The 16,977-nt window shown below is 43.9% G+C and carries 13 protein-coding genes; 7 read left to right on the top strand and 6 right to left on the bottom strand.

Annotation, left to right across the window (positions count from 1 at the left end):
- The first annotated feature begins 53 nt into the window (after nt 1-53).
- The 4 genes from AB4Z17_RS09060 to AB4Z17_RS09045 all read left to right on the top strand — a co-directional run bounded on the left by AB4Z17_RS09060 (nt 54) and on the right by AB4Z17_RS09045 (nt 4,658).
- Entirely contained in the window at nt 54-572 is a 519-nt protein-coding gene (locus AB4Z17_RS09060) for a DinB family protein (RefSeq protein WP_441959367.1), read from the top strand.
- A 122-nt stretch (nt 573-694) separates the two neighbouring features.
- Nucleotides 695-1,039, top strand: coding sequence for a DUF1284 domain-containing protein (locus AB4Z17_RS09055; RefSeq protein ID WP_441959365.1), 345 nt, complete (start codon nt 695-697; stop codon nt 1,037-1,039).
- 315 nt (nt 1,040-1,354) lie between these two features.
- A complete protein-coding gene (locus AB4Z17_RS09050) occupies nt 1,355-3,067 on the top strand; it encodes a sensor histidine kinase (protein ID WP_441959363.1) in 1,713 nt (570 codons plus the stop codon).
- Nucleotides 3,045-4,658 carry a response regulator transcription factor gene (locus AB4Z17_RS09045; RefSeq protein ID WP_441959361.1) on the top strand — a complete coding sequence of 538 codons (1,614 nt, stop codon included), beginning with the start codon at nt 3,045-3,047 and terminating at the stop codon, nt 4,656-4,658. Before AB4Z17_RS09050 ends, AB4Z17_RS09045 begins: the two co-directional genes overlap by 23 nt.
- Before the next feature lie 59 nt (nt 4,659-4,717).
- Here the strand turns inward: AB4Z17_RS09045 and AB4Z17_RS09040 are convergent, their stop codons facing one another.
- From AB4Z17_RS09040 to serS, 5 genes are all read right to left on the bottom strand, one after another.
- On the bottom strand, nt 4,718-6,415 hold the full coding sequence (locus AB4Z17_RS09040; RefSeq protein WP_441959359.1) for an extracellular solute-binding protein: 1,698 nt from the start codon (nt 6,413-6,415) through the stop codon (nt 4,718-4,720).
- 106 nt (nt 6,416-6,521) lie between these two features.
- Nucleotides 6,522-7,400 (bottom strand): carbohydrate ABC transporter permease, encoded by an 879-nt coding sequence (locus AB4Z17_RS09035; protein ID WP_441959357.1) that lies wholly within the window; start codon nt 7,398-7,400, stop codon nt 6,522-6,524.
- An 18-nt stretch (nt 7,401-7,418) separates the two neighbouring features.
- On the bottom strand, nt 7,419-8,384 hold the full coding sequence (locus tag AB4Z17_RS09030; protein ID WP_430056687.1) for an ABC transporter permease: 966 nt from the start codon (nt 8,382-8,384) through the stop codon (nt 7,419-7,421).
- 206 nt (nt 8,385-8,590) lie between these two features.
- A complete protein-coding gene (locus tag AB4Z17_RS09025; protein WP_441959355.1) occupies nt 8,591-12,886 on the bottom strand; it encodes an endo-1,4-beta-xylanase in 4,296 nt (1,431 codons plus the stop codon).
- A 275-nt stretch (nt 12,887-13,161) separates the two neighbouring features.
- Nucleotides 13,162-14,445 carry a serine--tRNA ligase gene (gene serS / locus AB4Z17_RS09020; protein WP_441959354.1) on the bottom strand — a complete coding sequence of 428 codons (1,284 nt, stop codon included), beginning with the start codon at nt 14,443-14,445 and terminating at the stop codon, nt 13,162-13,164.
- A 381-nt stretch (nt 14,446-14,826) separates the two neighbouring features.
- Here serS and AB4Z17_RS09015 point away from each other — a divergent pair, with 381 nt between their 5' ends.
- Together AB4Z17_RS09015 and AB4Z17_RS09010 are read left to right on the top strand one after the other, a co-directional pair.
- Nucleotides 14,827-15,285, top strand: a complete 459-nt coding sequence (locus AB4Z17_RS09015; protein WP_441959352.1) for a hypothetical protein — start codon at nt 14,827-14,829, stop codon at nt 15,283-15,285.
- A gap of 193 nt (nt 15,286-15,478) precedes the next feature.
- The gene (locus tag AB4Z17_RS09010; RefSeq protein WP_441959350.1) at nt 15,479-16,063 is read left to right on the top strand and encodes a hypothetical protein; all 585 of its coding nucleotides are present in this window, start codon (nt 15,479-15,481) and stop codon (nt 16,061-16,063) included.
- Nucleotides 16,064-16,085: 22 nt separating this feature from the next.
- Here AB4Z17_RS09010 and AB4Z17_RS09005 read toward each other — a convergent pair whose 3' ends face one another.
- Nucleotides 16,086-16,217, bottom strand: a complete 132-nt coding sequence (locus tag AB4Z17_RS09005; protein WP_441959348.1) for an IS3 family transposase — start codon at nt 16,215-16,217, stop codon at nt 16,086-16,088.
- A gap of 526 nt (nt 16,218-16,743) precedes the next feature.
- Here AB4Z17_RS09005 and AB4Z17_RS09000 point away from each other — a divergent pair.
- Nucleotides 16,744-16,965 carry a GNAT family N-acetyltransferase gene (locus AB4Z17_RS09000; RefSeq protein WP_441959346.1) on the top strand — a complete coding sequence of 74 codons (222 nt, stop codon included), beginning with the start codon at nt 16,744-16,746 and terminating at the stop codon, nt 16,963-16,965.
- Nucleotides 16,966-16,977 lie beyond the last annotated feature (12 nt).

Genomic DNA, 16,977 nt, shown 5'->3' with positions numbered 1-16,977 from the left:
ATGAAAGCTTTTGGAAAATAAATGCTCTTCAATATGAATGGGAGGCTTTACGCATGACACAACGACCGTCACGGGATGAATACTTTGATTATTATGAACAGTATATCGGCCTAGTAGGCGAAGGATCTGTTACGGAATGGCTTACAAAACAGCTCGCAAGCACAACGGAATTGCTTTCCGATATTCCCGAGGAGCAGGCTAATTACCGCTATGCGGAAGGAAAATGGACGCTTAAGGAAGTCATCGGTCACATCTCGGATAATGAGCGCGTCATGAGCTACCGTTTGCTTCGAATCGCACGGGGTGACAAGACACCTCTTGCCGGCTATGATCAGGACGAATTTATGAACGGCGCCACCTTTCAAGAATGGTCTTTATCACAAATTATCGAGGACTACATCTCGGTTCGCCGGGCTACTCTCGCTTTGTTGCGCGGCTTGTCGGATGAAGCATGGCTTCGCATTGGCGTAGCTAATGGCGGCAATATCTCCGCTAGAGCTCTCGCTTATATTATTGCAGGACACGAGATTCATCATTTGAACATCGTTCAGAACAAGTATTTAGGAAAATAAATCGTATTCGCTAATTCGCTCGTTAACCTAATGAGAAACTAGATAAAATCCTATATGTAAACCTTTTATTATGATAAAATGGTTAACATATAGGATTTTTTTGCATGAGGAGCGGTACTTTTATGACGATTCGATTACGAGGACACCATCTGCTTTGTTTACTAGGCTACCGAGGTATGGGTTATTCGGATGATTTCTGCGTCAATATGACTGCCATTTACGAATTGCTGCTCGCAAAGCCTGACACTGAAATCGAAATTATTTTAGGCCCAGACGATGTTTGCAAAGCGTATCCGCCGGACAAAGCCTATCATTGCGAGGGAACCGTCTACAGCTTGGATGCAGCGATACTCGCAAAGCTTGGGCTTGAAGTATCTGAGCGAGGAAGCTGGCAATCCATATGTGACCGCGTAGCCGAAACGATGGTGCCTGAGGACATCAGTCATCTATGCACGACCTGCCCTTGAGAGAAATATGGCGTCTGTGCGGAGGGTGTTGGCCTCGTTATACAAGGCAAGCCTTTGCCTAAGGTAGATAGTAAGTAGACCTATGGAGAAAATATCGATGCAGCTATGCAATATTCGTAACAAACGAAATACAGCTAAATAGAACTAATTAAATTTTTATTTTCCACAAGGCTGCGCTCAAACTAGCGCAGCCTTTTATTTAGTGCGCAAAACAAGCTGCTTAATGCCTAATTTTTAGTGCAATTCCCACTATGCTTATTAAAATATAGTAAAATAGAAGGTGCTGCTATTTAAATTTCCGGAGGAATATTAATCATGAATGCTGGTCTTTCTATATTTCAAAAGCTGATGCTAGGGCTACTGCTCATGTTCTTCTTAATCATCATTATTTTCTGGATTATATATCGGCTTAATGTAACGGACATCCAAGAAGAACTAAAGAAAAACAAAATTGGTGAAGTCAAATTCATGACCTCGCAGCTTTCCACACAGTTCGAGCAAGTCCTTATGAATACGACGACCATGTCTGAAGACCATTCGGTCAGAGGATATCCCTATGTCCTGCAATTCGGGGATGCCTATTCCAAGTACGAGGCGAAATTAGCTATCATTGACAAGCTCGCTCTCAACAGTGCCTCTACATCCTGGAACAACACGATCACTCTCTACTATCCAGATTTTAAGGAAACCGTCTCTTCCGACAGTACATTATCCTTCTCAACCTATAATCCGCCCTCCCAACGGCTGAATAAGTGGGTCGTGCACTGGAAAAAGGACGGTTCAGGCTATTATTCTAATTTGACCCGCAGCCATATCGGTCCATTGCTTATTGAAACGAGAGTGTCTTTGGATAATCTACTTAAAATGATGAAGCAGTACTCATCCGGAACCCCTTTGCTTTATGATTCTTTTAACAAAACGATTATCCAAACTGGTAATTCCCCTCTACTAGAGGATACGACAGGTCGAATTATTCCGTTAATTGAGGGCAAGAGCGGCTTTTTATCGGTCGACGACAACGGAACTGAATACCTGCTCAACTATATGAAATCTGATTTGCTTGATTTGTATTTTATAGATTACCACCCTATGCGTCAGTTCATTGAGCCTATTTCTCAAAATAATATTCTTTTTATATTTTCCATCATTGTGCTGCTGCTTATTTCACTTATTTATAGCCTCGTGCTGCGCAGGCAAGTTCAGGCACCTGTTATTGTACTAAGGAAGGCTATTGACAAATTTGATCGCGGCGATTTTTCTAGTCGTGTCATCGATCTTCATGCAACCGAGTTCAGAATGCTTGGCAACTCCTTTAATCGTATGGCCGAGAATACGCAGCGGCTCATTGAGCAGGTGCTTGTTGCAGAGCTGGAAGTTACCGAAGCAAGGCTTAAGCAATACCAAGCTCAAATTAATCCCCATTTTTTGTATAACTGCTTGAATTATATTCAGAGCAAAGCCAGCATCGAGGACCATGAATCCGTAACTGCGATGACGCTTCATCTCGGTGCTTATTGCAGATACGTTCAAAAAATTGAAAATATTGATTCTACCATTAACGAGGAGCTTGTCTTCGTTGAGCACTATTTGTCCATTTTACAGCTGCGCAAACGGTCGATGACCTTCTCTATTGATATCCCACCAGCCATGTGTATGTATCGCTTGCCTAGAATGATCCTTCAACCGCTTGTCGAGAATTGCATTCAGCATGGCATAGAACCATCTCTGCATCCCGGTCTTATCAAAATTAGTGCGGATGAGGATGAGCAGTCCTTACGTATAGTGATTCAAGATAGCGGAGTCGGCATTGCGGAGGATAGACTCGCTCTCGTTAATCAGCATATCGAGGAACGCATATTTTCTGAGAATAAGGTAGGTACAGGCATGAGGAATGTACACCAGCGTCTCAAGCTATATTTTGGAAAGAGATCTGGGCTGACTATTCAATCAAAATTAGCCGAAGGAACTTGTTATATCATTACAATTCAGAAGAAGGAGGACAACTATGCTGCAGCTATTATTAGTTGATGACGAATCTTATGTAGTCGATGATCTAGAAATCGCCTTCCCCTGGACCAAATATGGGGTTGAAAAGGTATATACCGCTTATTCCGGCATGGAGGCGCTGCAGGTCATTGAAAGGAATTCTATTGATATTCTCATTACAGATATTGCCATGCCAGGAATGACTGGACTAGAGCTCATTACACGAGTTAAAGAATTCAATAAGGCAATCAAATGCATTCTACTTACTGGTTATGCAGAATTCGAATACGCCCAGGAGGCGATAAAGCAGGGGGTAGTAGACTATTTAATTAAGCCGCTTGATCATAATAAGCTTGGCCTCTGTCTTGAAGAAACGATAAATATCATGAAAAAGGAGATGGAGCAGACCGCATCCTACGAGCAGGCGTTATTCACATTCCGGGAGCATCTTCCTGTCATGAAGGACAAGCTCCTTAATGAGCTGCTGCAAGGCAAGAACTACTCTGAGGATGCTCTTGTCGACAAGCTTTCCAGCTTCTCACTGACCTATGGGAAAGACGATGATGTCTTTCTTCTTGTCATTCGTCTGGAGGAGCATTTCAACCGCTATGGCCAAAACAGCCTGCTGCTTTTCGAATATGCTGTGACAAACATTGCTTGCGAGCTGCTCGAGGACTCCTTCGAGACTTGGCATTGCCGAGATGCTTATGATTATCTTATATTTACGCTCAAAGCAAAGCAAACAGACGGGTTTCAGAACTCTGAAAGTCTTTTAAAGGAGCTTACCAGTCGTTCACTCCAATTGCATCGTAATGTGAATGAATACTTAGGGGGCGGGATATCGGTCATCCTTACCTATCCGRGAAAATTCAGCAGTGATCTTCGCCATATGCACGAGAATGCAGTGACAGCAATCAGAAAGCAGGTCGGAAACGGTACAGGCTATTTTCTAGCACTTACCGAGCAGCCTCCACAGGTATCCTACATTCGATCCATGAACGTATTATATGATCCACCTACGTTTATCCATCTGCTGGAAACCAGCCAATGGGACGGATTTGAAGACAGATTGAACCAAGTTGAGGAAGCATTCAGCGCTTTATCCGAGCAAACGGAAGAGCATCTGGATGCGATAAGTACGGTGCTCATGTCCTCCTTCCATTACATAGCTCATAGAAACAATGTTCTCCTGTCAGATGTAGCGGGAAATGCGCTTATGTATAGACAAACGTTCCGCTCACTTTGTCAGCTTATTGAATGGGCAAAACAGCTTGCCTTAACACTAAAGGAGAAGCTGGAGAAAGACGTTTCTAGCCAACAACAAGCAATTATTCGAGAGATCCAAGTATTTATTTCATCTCATCTGTCGACAGTCAGCCTTCAATCGATAGCCGATTATGTAGCCCTTCATCCTGTTTACGTATCCAAGCTGTTTAAGCAGCTGAGCGGCAGCAGCCTGAGCGAGTATATTCTCAGTGTGAAGATGGAGCATGCCGTTGCTTTGCTCCGAAATTCAACCGACAAGGTATACGAAATTTCTGATAAGCTCGGTTATTCAAATTCACAATACTTCATTAAGGTATTCAAGGAGCAGCATGGTATGACCCCTCAGGATTTTCGGGATAAGACCTAGTTGAATTAAATAACAGCAAGAAGGGCAGCTCATGAATGAGCCGCCCTTCTTGCTGTTATTTATTTTGTCTTAATTTCATCGTACCACTTGTTGACTTCTTCCGCTATTTTCGCTCCGCCTGAAGAATTATATCTTTCAACAAAAGCATCGAATTCATCAACCGAGGTTTTATTATAAATGATTTTGTTCAGTACTTCCTTCTCCAGCTTGCTTAGCATATCGCCTTTGGATAGCTGCGTCTCCGTAGGAGTACCAGTAAACATACTAGGCATAATAGCATCCTTCTGGTCAACAACAATCTTCGCCGCTTGCATTTGCTCTGGAATAGAGGTCGTAAGCGTCTCTTCATACGGCGTGGACGGCTTTTCACCGTTCGCTAGTTTTGCTAATCCGTTAATACGAAGAAAAGGAATAATGGCCCCATCAAAGGTTAGCGTATATCGTATGGCATCTACCCAACCGCCAGGAATTTTATCACTATCCTGCTCGCGATAAATCTCACCGTTCGGGCCAATATCATAGTCATACCCTTTCGCGAAGCCTTTAGAGAATGGACCATCCCCATCAGGGTTTGCCCAGTTGTCAAATAGGTAATTCTGATAGACGAAGAATGCATCTTTATTTTTCATGTTTTTATTGATAAGAACCGCACCTGTGCTAATTGGAGTTCCATGACGGCCAACCTTGCCATCAGGACCAGCTGGCAGAGGATATGGCTTATACTCAGAAGTAGGGACATTGGTTTTCAGATCTGGAATTGGCCAGCCTGTCATCCAATAAGGGCCAACAATGATACCTGATTTGCCAGCTGTGAAAGCTTCTGAGGCTTTTACTTCATCATACAGGCCCGACTCTTGGGAAATGTAGCCCTTCTTCATCCAATCCTGCAGCTTGGCGAGTGCAGGCTTCATCTCTGGCTGAATAGAACCATAGGCAAGCTTGCCATCGGCCCCTACGTTCCATTGGTTTGGCATTACGCCATACATGCCAAACACCCATCCTGTTTCAGACATCCAAGTATTCAGATTGTTTTTAAAGCCAACGGATAAAGCAGTGGTATCCTTCTTGCCATTTCCGTCCGGATCCTGATTAGTAAAAGCTTCCATTACCGTTTCAAGCTCATCGATCGTCTGAGGAGCCTTCAAGTTTAATTTTTTCAGCCAATCTTCACGGATATACATGACTGGATCATTATTGTAGGCATTCTCTAAAATCGGAATTCCCATTCGTTTTCCATCACGCATATACGGGTTCCAAACCGTAGGGTCCTGCGCCATCGCTTCTTTGTAGGTATCGGAAGCATATTTATCGAACAGTTCTCCTGCATCCGTAAACTGTCCACTCGAAATTAAATCAGCAATCAGCGTTGGATCGCCCCTGAATGAAATAATATCCGGCATTTCCTGCCCCGAGGTAAGCATCAGCCTAAGCTTCGTTTGGTAGGCATTGTTTTGATCGCTGACCGTCCATAAGTACTTAATATCAATACCCAAAGTGTCTTTCGCCCACTTTGTATGAACGTTATTATCAATATTTTCGCCATTTTTGAATTTTAAATTGGTTGTAATAGGGAAGACCGTCGTAATGGAAACAGGCTCCACATATTTTCCATTCTCGAACTTCGCTGAATAAAAGGAATCATTATCGGCCTTTTCTTCTGTTTGATCTTCTTTATTGCTGCCGCAGGCTGCAAGCGATGCCATCAGCATTGCTCCTGTCATAACTATAACAGCCGGCTTTTTCCATTTAGTTAGCATATCTTTATTTCCCCCAATTGAATTTATTTGGTTTGCTTTGACCCTTCCAACCAAATCATATATAGATCCTACTGTGCAGCAACACCCCTCTCATGAAGCAAATCCATTATTCCTTCACGGCACCAAGTACAATTCCTTTGACGAAAAATCTTTGAAGGAACGGATACACAAGGAGAATGGGTGCCATGCCGATAAAGATTTGAGCAGCCTTTACGGTTCTTTGTGAAATGTTTTCCAAATCCTCAGGTCGCACCGTCACTTTGCTGAAGTCTTGCTGTACGATAATGGTCTGCAGGAAAGTCGCAAGTGGATAGTTTTTATGATCCGTCATGAAAATTAGACCATCAAACCAGGAATTCCAATGACCAACCATTGAGAATAACGATAGTGTAGCAATTGCAGGCATCGATACTGGCAAATAAATACTGAATAGTGTTCTCAGATGGCCAGCTCCATCGATGAATGCAGCTTCCTCCAAATCCTTAGGCACCCCGCGAAAGAAATTAAGCAGGAGTATCATATTCCATACTGATACAGCTCCAGGAATGATAAGCACCCAAAGCGTATTCATCATGTTTAGCTTTTGAATAAGAATGTAGAAGGGAATCAAGCCACCGCTGAATAACATCGTGAAGACAAAAAACCACGTATATATACTTCTGCGTTTGAAATGTTGAGCTTCTTTAGATAGTGGATACGCCGCGAGCGTAACGAGTACCATACTGATCAGCGTGCCTAATGCAGTACGCTGAACAGCTACCCATAGAGAGCGAATAAAATTCTCATTCTCCAATGTCTTGCTATAGGCTTCAACCGTGAACTGAACGGGCAGCAATCCGACCAAATTAGCGTTCGCAGCCGCTTTCCCACTGAATGAAACAGCTAAAATGTGAATTAATGGAATAATACAAGCAATGGATAATATCGCTAGAAACGTATAGTTGATCACTGTGAATAATTTGTAGGCGTTTGATTTATGATACATTCTGTCGGTTCATCCTTTCTAGAAAATACGGTAATTGGCCAGTTTGTAAGCCAAGCGGTAAGCTGCGACGATAAGCACGAAGCCTACGACCGATTTGAAAAGCCCTATTGCTGTGGAGAATCCGAACTTGCCGTCTATGATACCGATACGATAGACAAACGTATCAATAATATCCCCTTTGTCGAAAACCAGTGCATTATACAGATTGAATATTTGGTCAAAGCCCGCATTCAATATATTGCCTAAAGAGAGTGTTCCAACCACGATTGTAATTGGGATAAGTGCTGGGATGGTAATGAACAAGGTTTGATGCCATCTGTTCGCTCCATCTACTTCCGCCGCCTCGTACAATGACGGATTAATTCCTGCAAGTGAAGCAAGGAATACGATCGTTCCAAATCCAAACTCCTTCCAGACATCGCTTACAACAACGATAAATCGGAACCAATTGCCGTCGCCGAGGAAGAATATCGGTTTTAAACCGAACACCGCGCCTAGAAACTGATTGACGAGTCCTTCACTGGACAGCATGTCCAGCAAGATGCCCCCTAAGATGACCCAAGAAAGGAAATGCGGCAAGTAAACCAGCGTCTGTACCGTCCGTTTGAAAGCCGCCTTTCTCACTTCATTGAGCAAGAGAGCGAAGGTAAACGGAGCGATGAGTCCTGAAACCATCTTCATTCCGGCTATAATAACGGTATTCCAAATGACTTGTACGTACTCTGGCGTACTGAAAAGGTAACGAAAGTGCTCCAAGCCAATCCAATTGGATTGGGAAAATCCTAGCCAAGGCTTGAAATCTTGGAAAGCAATTACGAGTCCGAACATTGGAATGTAAGCAAAGATTAAAGTAAGGATAACCGCTGGCAGCAGCATCGCATCCAGCACCAATGCCCTTTGCCATTTGGAGCGGCGATCCGTGCGTTGAGACAGCTGTGGGGCGGTCTCTGCAAGGGCATCTGCTGGCGTTATTGATTTCTTCATTTGTGTGCTTCCCTTCTGTTTGAATGACATAAATCCTATCTGTCCTATCGTCTGTTCTCATTATAAGTGGCACCTAGAGACGCTACTATGATAAATCATAAGCATCGATAACAAATTGTTAATATCCGAGCTGACGCTATTTGAATACAAATAAAACGCCAAGCCCCCTTCTATAGAAGAGAGCTTGGCGTCATTAAATCCATTCATTATTTGCTTGTATTCAGGATCATGAGCATATTATATAAAGCTTGAACTGACTCTGCTCGAGTAGTATGCTCACTAGGAACAAAACGATAATCACCCTTGCCCTTCATCATTCCATGCGAAGAAACAATAGAAACAGCGTTCTTCGCCCATGCCGAGATGTTAGCCTTGTCTACGTATGATAGCTCGACGTTAGACTCCTCTGGTTTCGTTTTTGCTTGGTATGCATAAGCATTGGCAAGCATAACCGCCATTTCTTCACGGGTAATGTTTGCAAGGGGAGCAAACCGGTCCACTGACACACCCTTAACAATCCCTGCGTGAAAGGCAGCATTAACAGCCGACGAGAACCATGTTCCTTCCGCAGCGTCTATAAAACTGGAGGACCCTTGCTCTTTAAGTCCAAGCATGCGTACCAATAGAACGGTAAACTCCGCTCGCGTAATAGGTTTGTCTGGAGCAAAAAGAGCAGCGTTTCGGCCATTCACAATCTGTTTTGCAGACAGCACCTTCAACGGCTCGTATACCCAGTGGCTTGAATTAACGTCACTGAAGTTCTTATCATATTCAAGCAGCGCGTACTTACTGAAATGCGCAAGAGCAACAGAGAAATGATTCGTTTTTTCGTCATTCTTCCCGCCTACATATTCCCATTTATTGGTCTGCTCATTCAGCATGTAAATGCCTAAGAGCGACTTCTTCATATTGGCTTCCGCTGAATAGGAGAAAGATAAGGTGACAGCTCCATCAAATGTGCCCGCCTTCATCTCAAGACCATCAACCGTTATTAAAGACAGTTCGAAGGACCAGCTTTCTCCGCCAATAAACTTAGCAGATAACCCTTGCTCTCCTTTTAGCTGCTGACTGCCTGTAGCTTCTTTAGCAGGCTCCATACGAAGCGACAGCTCAGCTCCATTCCGCAATTCAGGCTTCAACTGATCAATGAGGGGCTGGAGCACTTTTGAATCAATCGTTAGTGTAGCAGACCCTTTGGCTAGCTCCAGCTCTCTGCCTTTTAATAGACCAGCTAATTGAAGGGGCAGCCGTACTTGATGCTTACCTTCTGGTACGTTGATGCTTACCTGATTAGGCGACCCGTTCTGAAAATTCTCCTCAGTAATGGTCATCACAGGATCAGCAGTGCTGCCAGATTGCCCAGAGCTTCCAGGCTTGTCACCGCCATTATTGATGCCACTGTTATTTTCTGACTCGGCAAAAGTCAAAATGCCGAATTGGGAAGTATTTCTCCATGAATCGTTTGTTGGATCGTTCCATTTGGCGGTGCTGTGCACTCCTTCCCCCTGATCGTCATTCACCTGAATGTCCAGACCTATTACACTATCTGTATTCGGACGAAGCTCAGGCAGCGCGATCTTTACTTCCATGCGGTAGCCTTTCTCTGTTCTTACAACTGCGCTCTCAAGACGAGAAGGAGAAGCACTTCCAGCAAAGGTAGCTGCATTATCAATATTTATCCGATATTGTGCATCATCATATTGATAAGTTGATGTTCGTTGATGATTTTCATCGATAAAAATTTCGATTGAATCCTGCAGCCATGGCTGCGGATCATCTGATTTAAGCAGCGGATCGGTTACGTCGACTAACAGCAGCAGACTGTTATCCGTCCACATAGAACGAGCTTGAGCCGTTGCTTTGCTGTTATTATTAGTTAGATCCACAACGAATGGCTTTRCCTTTTCCCACTCGCTTTCCATTTGTCCATCAATACGTGCAGTGCCTTTGATCGACTGTGCGCTTTTTGGCATACTTGCAAGCTGAATGACGCCATACTTGCTTGTGTCCAGATCTTGACTTAATGTGCTGTCATTCCAATAAACCGGCAGTATCTCGCTTGTCGATGCATCCTGAATACGAATATCGAATCCGATTTCTTCCGCTCCTGGCGCTAAGCCTTTCCAAGGAATAACGGCTTCTAGCCTATAACCAGCTGCTGTTTCTTTTATTTTATAACTGCTATCGCCATTTTCAGCGCCTGACCGATTAAAAGTAAGATGACGATCATCTGACTCGTAAACCGCTGACTTTCCATTATTCTCATCAATAAACAGCTCTATCTTGTCTGCTGCGTCACGGGTAGCATCTTTAACCTCTACTTGAACATAAAGATTGGCCATATCCCATAAGGTATAGAACGTTGCAGCCTCGCTGCCGCTGCGTTTAAGCCGTGTCTGTACAGCTTTTTTCCATACGGAATCTTTAGAATTCTGATCACCCGCCGTTGGCGTTGCCATGAGTGATACCGTACGGTTTGTAATAATAGGAAGTGTAAGCGGATCTACAATTCCCCAGTAGACTAGCTTAGCCTGGAGATTCGCATCGAATAGCATAGCCTGATTATTGTAGGATTTCTCGTCTTGCAGTCCCCAAATCGTTACAGAGGAAATCTTGTCCTTATAGGTTTTGTATAAGTCAAACAATTCCTTATATCTATGTGCTTGCTTTGCAGCTATGTCATCAGGCATAGGCGTACCCATGCTCACTCCGCTATCAACATCCAGCTCGGTCACCTGAATATCTAGCCCTAGCGAAGAGAACAGCTTGATTGTCTTTTCAACTTCCTCAATTGGCGGCGTAACCAACCCATAGTGAGACTGCAAGCCTACCCCGTCGATCAGACCTTTAGCTTTGAGGCGCTTTAGCAATTGATAGATATGTTCTCTTTTTTCCGGAACCTCTGTGAAGTAATCATTATAATACAGCTTGGCATCAGGGTCCGCAGCACGAGCAAACTCGAATGCCTTCTCGATGTAATCCGGGCCTATGAGATTATACCACGGTGAAATTCTAATACCGTCCGCATCTCCCCCATTGTCAGCAATAGCTTCGTTTACAACGTCCCATGCGTATATTTTACCTTTATAACGTGTCATTACCGTCTCTATATAAGACTGAAGGCGCTGCAGAAGCAAGTCACGGCTGGCAGGCTGTCCATTGCTGTCCGTAAACATCCACTCGGCCGCATCAATATGCCATAGAAGAGCATGTCCGCGCAGCCCCATTCCATTGTCCTGAGCATATTTCACGTAATAATCGGCTGCATCGAATGTATACTGATTCTCAGCTGGGGAAATAAACTTTGGTTTCATTTCATACGTTGCCGTTATGCTGTTAAAATGCTTTTTGAGAAGCTCCCCATAGGCTCCTTCCATTTGCCAGGTATAGACGGCAGCACCAATTGGAAAATCATCCTTAAAATAATCCTTTAAGGACACGATATCGTTTTGAATCGATAGCGCCGAAACAGGGACTACTGTTACTTCATCTACATAAAAAGATAGCGTATCTGGAGTAGTCTCCGTAATGTAAGGCGTTTCGATGAATAGTTTTAGCTCCGAAGGAGAATCGCTGTAATTAAGCTGTCCCTTAAGCTCATACCATTGCTGCCACTCCGATTTCTTAATCGTAATGGTATCTAGTGCATTCCAGCTCTCCGATCCGGACTTCTTATAGGCCGTCATTTGCAATTTAATGTCAGAGGCTGGCTCTTCCTTTAATCGAACATAGGCTTTTAATTCATATTCCTTGTTCTTTTGAAGATGATTTTTAAGTTCAAGTGCTGGCCCATGAAATGTACGGCTCCGCCCTTCTACCAACATACTGCTGCTGCCGCTATAGGCTTCAGCTGCGGAAACGGTCAGCGCCTCATGTCCGATTCGCGGCAACCAGCCCTGAAGCGTTCCATCTTCAAAATCGATAAACAGTCGATCATCGCCCACCGAGCCCTCTGATTCAGGCACAAGCTCTATGGAAACATCATCAAAATAAAAGGAGGTACCCGCTCCAGCTTCTGCATAGAGATTATACTCGCCATTTTCGCTTCCTGTCGTAAAATCATTTTTCAATAAGGTCCATTGCGATGCGGCATTCTTATCCGCCGTGCCGATTTGCACCCAGTTTTCTTTCTCGTCAGTTTTGCTCTGCATTGTAAACTTAATATCAGATGTTGTTGTACCAGGGGCTAGCTTGACCCAAGCACTAATGGAGTAGGTACGGTTAGGAGCCAACAATTTCGTTAGAGCATAATTGGGTCCCTCCCAAAACTCGGTTCTTTCAGAAACATACAGGCTGTGAGAGCCGCTATGATACTCATCTCCTGAGACCGTTAGCGACTCGTTTCCTTTAGGCGCCCAGCCCTGCGTTGTTCCATTCTCAAAATCTGAAGCGAGAATGGTTGTGCTGCTCTCGTTAGCAAACAACTGCTGAGAGGGAGGAAGAATGATAGTGATAAGCATGGCAAAAGCGATAAATAATGCGAACGGTTTAGTAAATTTCATATAAATCCTCCTTAATATGATGATCATAGCGCTGCAACTAGCTCTTTGTTCCTTTCTTTTGTTGTGCGATTATATAAACCAAAGGTTGCTACTACAACCGGATAGTTGAAGTATAGCTCTAAGGTAAGCGTTTCCATATAACAAATACATCACTCACATAACAAATTATTAGCTTTGTCCCTAATCGAGTAACCTTTTTTCAATATCAAAGTAAATAGAACAAAAAAAATGCGATAAGGAAATGCTGCTGAGCATCTCCTTACCGCATTTTTAATTTATTCATTAATTGCTATTTTCTCCAGCCCTCTCATAYAAGGCTGAAGTGCAGCTGGAATACGAATCGAGCCGTCTTCCTCCTGATGATTCTCGATGAGTGGAATGAGAATACGCGGGCTAGCCACTGCTGTGTTGTTGAGCGTATGGCAAAATTTTAACGAGCCGTCCTCTGCACGGTACCGTATATTCGAGCGGCGTGCTTGAAAATCATGCAGGTTCGACGACGAATGCGTCTCCCCGTAGGCCTGCCTGCTTGGCATCCATGTCTCAATATCGTATTGCTTATACGTTTTTTGCGACATATCGCCAGTACATACTGCCATGACTCTATAGGGCAGCTCAAGGCATTGAAGCAGTTCCTCGGCATTAGCCGTTATTTCCTGCAGCAGCGACTCCGACAACGCCGGATCAGCCTCGCACAAAATAACCTGCTCGACCTTGGCAAACTGATGTACACGGTATAGACCATGAACATCTCTGCCAGCCGAGCCGACCTCACTGCGGAAGCATACCGATGCAGCAGCCAGCTTGATTGGCTCTCCTACCTCTATAATTTCGTCCGCGTAATAGGTAACCATAGGTACCTCCGAGGTGCCTACCAGCCATTTATCCTCGCCTGCAATCCGGTAGGTCTGATCCTCACCAAGCGGGAAAAAGCCAGTATGCCTCATCGCTTCGGTGCGGACCATTAATGGTACTTCCAGCAGTGTGAAGCCTTTTCTCAGCAGCAAATCGACAGCCAGCTGCTGGACGGCACGATGGAGCAAAACGCCTGCCCCCTTCAAGTAATAATTGCGGCTGCCTGCTGCCTTCACACCTCGCTGCACATCAATCATTTGGTGCAGATCACCCAGCGCCATATGATCCTTTGGTTCAAAAGGAAAACTCGGGGCTTCGCCAACACGCTTTTGCTCTATATTGTCTGCGTCCGATCGTCCATCTGGCGTGTCTGGCGATACGATATTAGGTACCAACGCCATGAGCTCAGCTGCATGCTGCTCTACTATCGCAAGCTCTGCTTCCACTGTGCCCAGCTTCTCATTTGTTTCCTTGACCTTATGCTTCGTTTCTTCCACTTCAGCTTGAGCATTTCGCCTCACTAATGTGCCGATAAGATTCGAGAGCTTGTTGCGAATTTCCCGTAAAGCTTCCGATTCCTGCATGAGCTGACGTTTCTTCTCGTCCAAGAGCATCAGCTCTGCAATAGAAATCTGAATCCCCTTCTGATTCGCAACCATCTGTACCTGCTCTTGATTTTGCCTAACCCATTTCATGTCCAACATGCTAACCGCGCTCCTTTTCATTAGAAAAACACAAAAAACGCCCTCCATCCCAATGGGACGAGGAGCGTTTTTTACTCGCGGTGCCACCCAAATTGATTAAACAGACGCACTGTCTAATCCTCTTTGTTCCGCGATAACGGGCGGGCCCGGTAAACTTAGGGGGAAGGTGCTTCCCTCCCCTTGACGAGAACGCCTCCGAGTTGGATTCTCTTCACTGGCGTGATCCGATAATTAATTTTGTAGTAATATAACACATTATATACGGCCAACACAAGTGTCATTGTGGAAATAAAATTTCAATTTGTCTTTTTAGTGTGCCTCATATGCAACTTTGTCCACTTATTAACAGTCAGTAGGTTATATGAAGGGGAGGTGCATTTGTTGAGATATGGTCTTCTACTTACATTCTTACTTATCATGTTTGGGCTGGCAAGCTGCGAAAGCTCCGGAGCGAACAACGGCTTAACCACTCATACTGAGCAGATGGACAAAGATCACCTGACGGAATCGTTGTCGAAATCAAGCGATAAATTAATCATTGCCAAAAGAGTTGGCATGGAAAACCAATACGAAGATCATAAGGAAATAAACGAAAAGAAGTCTATTTCTACTGTGAGGAACATTTTAAACAAAGGCGAATGGGAAGAAGTTAAATTCCTAATGACAAGACCAGCCGATTATAAAGTTCATTTCCAACCTACCGATGGGTCAGAAGCAAAAGCGGTACTATATGAGGTTTGGTTTACGAACGACAACGCTGAGATTTATATAAGCGGCATTCATTCTTACAAAAAAACGTCGAAAGAGGATGCAGAAACGCTGGGTACTATTTTAAAATAACGGATTAATTAGAATGAAATGAGGCATAGCGTAATGAGTATAATCCGTTCCCTTCTCCTTTTAAACATATTTGCAGCTCGCAGATGCATTATTTTGGGGATTTATGATTGAGATTAGGACAACTCGTTTAAAATAACAAGGAAACATAACTGATGGGACGGATTATACAAGCCCTTCATGAAGGAGGCTTCTCATGCTGAATGAGATGACAACAATACCCCGTAAGAATAAAAGGCGAAAAGGTTTTGCGGCTTTCGCCGCTTTTGGCATAACGATGACTTTATTAGCTGGCTGCAGTCAAACAGGAACGAGTGAAATGGGTGCTCAGCCTAATCCAGATTCCGCTGCAATCGCTCCCGCTAATCAAACCGAAGAAACAAATGCTGCTTCAGAGAAGGATAACCCCTTCGCCGCTGCTGGCATTACGGATCCTAAAGCTTTTATCAAAATGTTTGAAGCGGTTAAGACAGCTGTTGCCGCGGGTGATAAAGAGGCCGTTGCAGACCTAGTGCTGCTGCCGCTTCGAGTAAACGGAAAAACATCGATGGAGATTACATCCAAAGCAGAGTTTATAGAGAAATATGATGCCATTATGACAGAACCCGTGAAGGATGCGCTTGCCGCGCAGAAGGTGGATGATTTGTTCGTTCGCGATCTAGGTGTGATGGTCGGAGACGGTGAGCTTTGGTTTGGCGCATCGGCCGAGGAGCCTCAAGCATACGGCATTATTGCCGTTAATCTAGAAGTTGGTAGCACTGAAGCGCCCCCCGTCAAGTAGACATTACAAAAAATAAAAACTGTTAAACGGCCTTAGTCCTAAACTCCATTGGACTGAGGCCGTTTAGTTTTGCCTGTAATCGTTCGTAATTATAAAAGTGAATGTAGGCTTCAATGTCCCGTTCAAGCTCATCAAAAATTCGGTATGTATGCAAATAAAATTTTTAGCACTTCAAGGTTTCCCAGAAGGATTCTATGGGACTGTTGTCAATGCGGCTCCCTACGAGGGACATGCTATGGGTTTTCTACCCGTCTTGCTGTACAGCTTGAATGGCAAGATAGATGTTTTCTTGACGTACTTGACTTAGCGTCGCCTTCTTTCGAGTTCCTCTAACTTTTTTAGAAATGCAATTTCTGCGCGCAGACGTTCATTTTCAGCCTGCATCTTCTTCATGGCAAGCTTTTGGCGGTCTGTGTCAGTTAACTCTTCTTCGGTCTTTTTACGCCCACGTCCATCCTGCAGCGCATCTTGCCCGCCGTCTTGGTATTTCTTCAGCTATTTATTATTTCACCTGTCTACTATTTGGGGGGCATATCGGCTAATGAGTAGGATTAATTAGCTTTAATTGTTCTTTACCAATGAATTATTACTTGTTTGTGGTATTATTTGTTAGTCAATACATATCTGAAAGAGTTTATACAAATAAATGATTAAGCACAAATATCCTATTGGGGAGACCTATGACTGATATAGCTAATGAATACAGAAACAAAGGATATGGAAAAATCATGATAGCAGAAGCTGAGCGGCTAGGGAAAGAACCTGGCTGTATATTTGCTCATACTTCCACATYCACGTATCAATCGCCTGAATTTTATAAGCGTATGGACTATGAGATTTTTGCCGTTAATGATGAATACCCAGAAGATATAAAACAGTTTTTCTTTAAGAAGAAATTATAGAATAAATATTTT

Origin of the sequence: Paenibacillus sp. TAF43_2, from assembly GCF_052113545.1 — a bacterium.
Lineage (GTDB): Bacteria > Bacillota > Bacilli > Paenibacillales > Paenibacillaceae > Pristimantibacillus.
The sequence above is the reverse complement of the archived record's forward strand: the minus strand, read 5'-3'. Positions and strand labels throughout refer to the sequence as shown.

What these genes read in the sequence shown, in the direction of transcription:
- AB4Z17_RS09060 (WP_441959367.1), top strand. Translation starts at nt 54, where the DNA reads ATGACACAACGACCGTCACGGGATGAATACTTTGATTATTATGAACAG.
- AB4Z17_RS09055 (WP_441959365.1), top strand. Translation starts at nt 695, where the DNA reads ATGACGATTCGATTACGAGGACACCATCTGCTTTGTTTACTAGGCTAC.
- AB4Z17_RS09050 (WP_441959363.1), top strand. Translation starts at nt 1,355, where the DNA reads ATGAATGCTGGTCTTTCTATATTTCAAAAGCTGATGCTAGGGCTACTG.
- AB4Z17_RS09040 (WP_441959359.1), bottom strand. Translation starts at nt 6,415, where the DNA reads ATGCTAACTAAATGGAAAAAGCCGGCTGTTATAGTTATGACAGGAGCA.
- AB4Z17_RS09035 (WP_441959357.1), bottom strand. Translation starts at nt 7,400, where the DNA reads ATGTATCATAAATCAAACGCCTACAAATTATTCACAGTGATCAACTAT.
- AB4Z17_RS09030 (WP_430056687.1), bottom strand. Translation starts at nt 8,384, where the DNA reads ATGAAGAAATCAATAACGCCAGCAGATGCCCTTGCAGAGACCGCCCCA.
- AB4Z17_RS09010 (WP_441959350.1), top strand. Translation starts at nt 15,479, where the DNA reads ATGCTGAATGAGATGACAACAATACCCCGTAAGAATAAAAGGCGAAAA.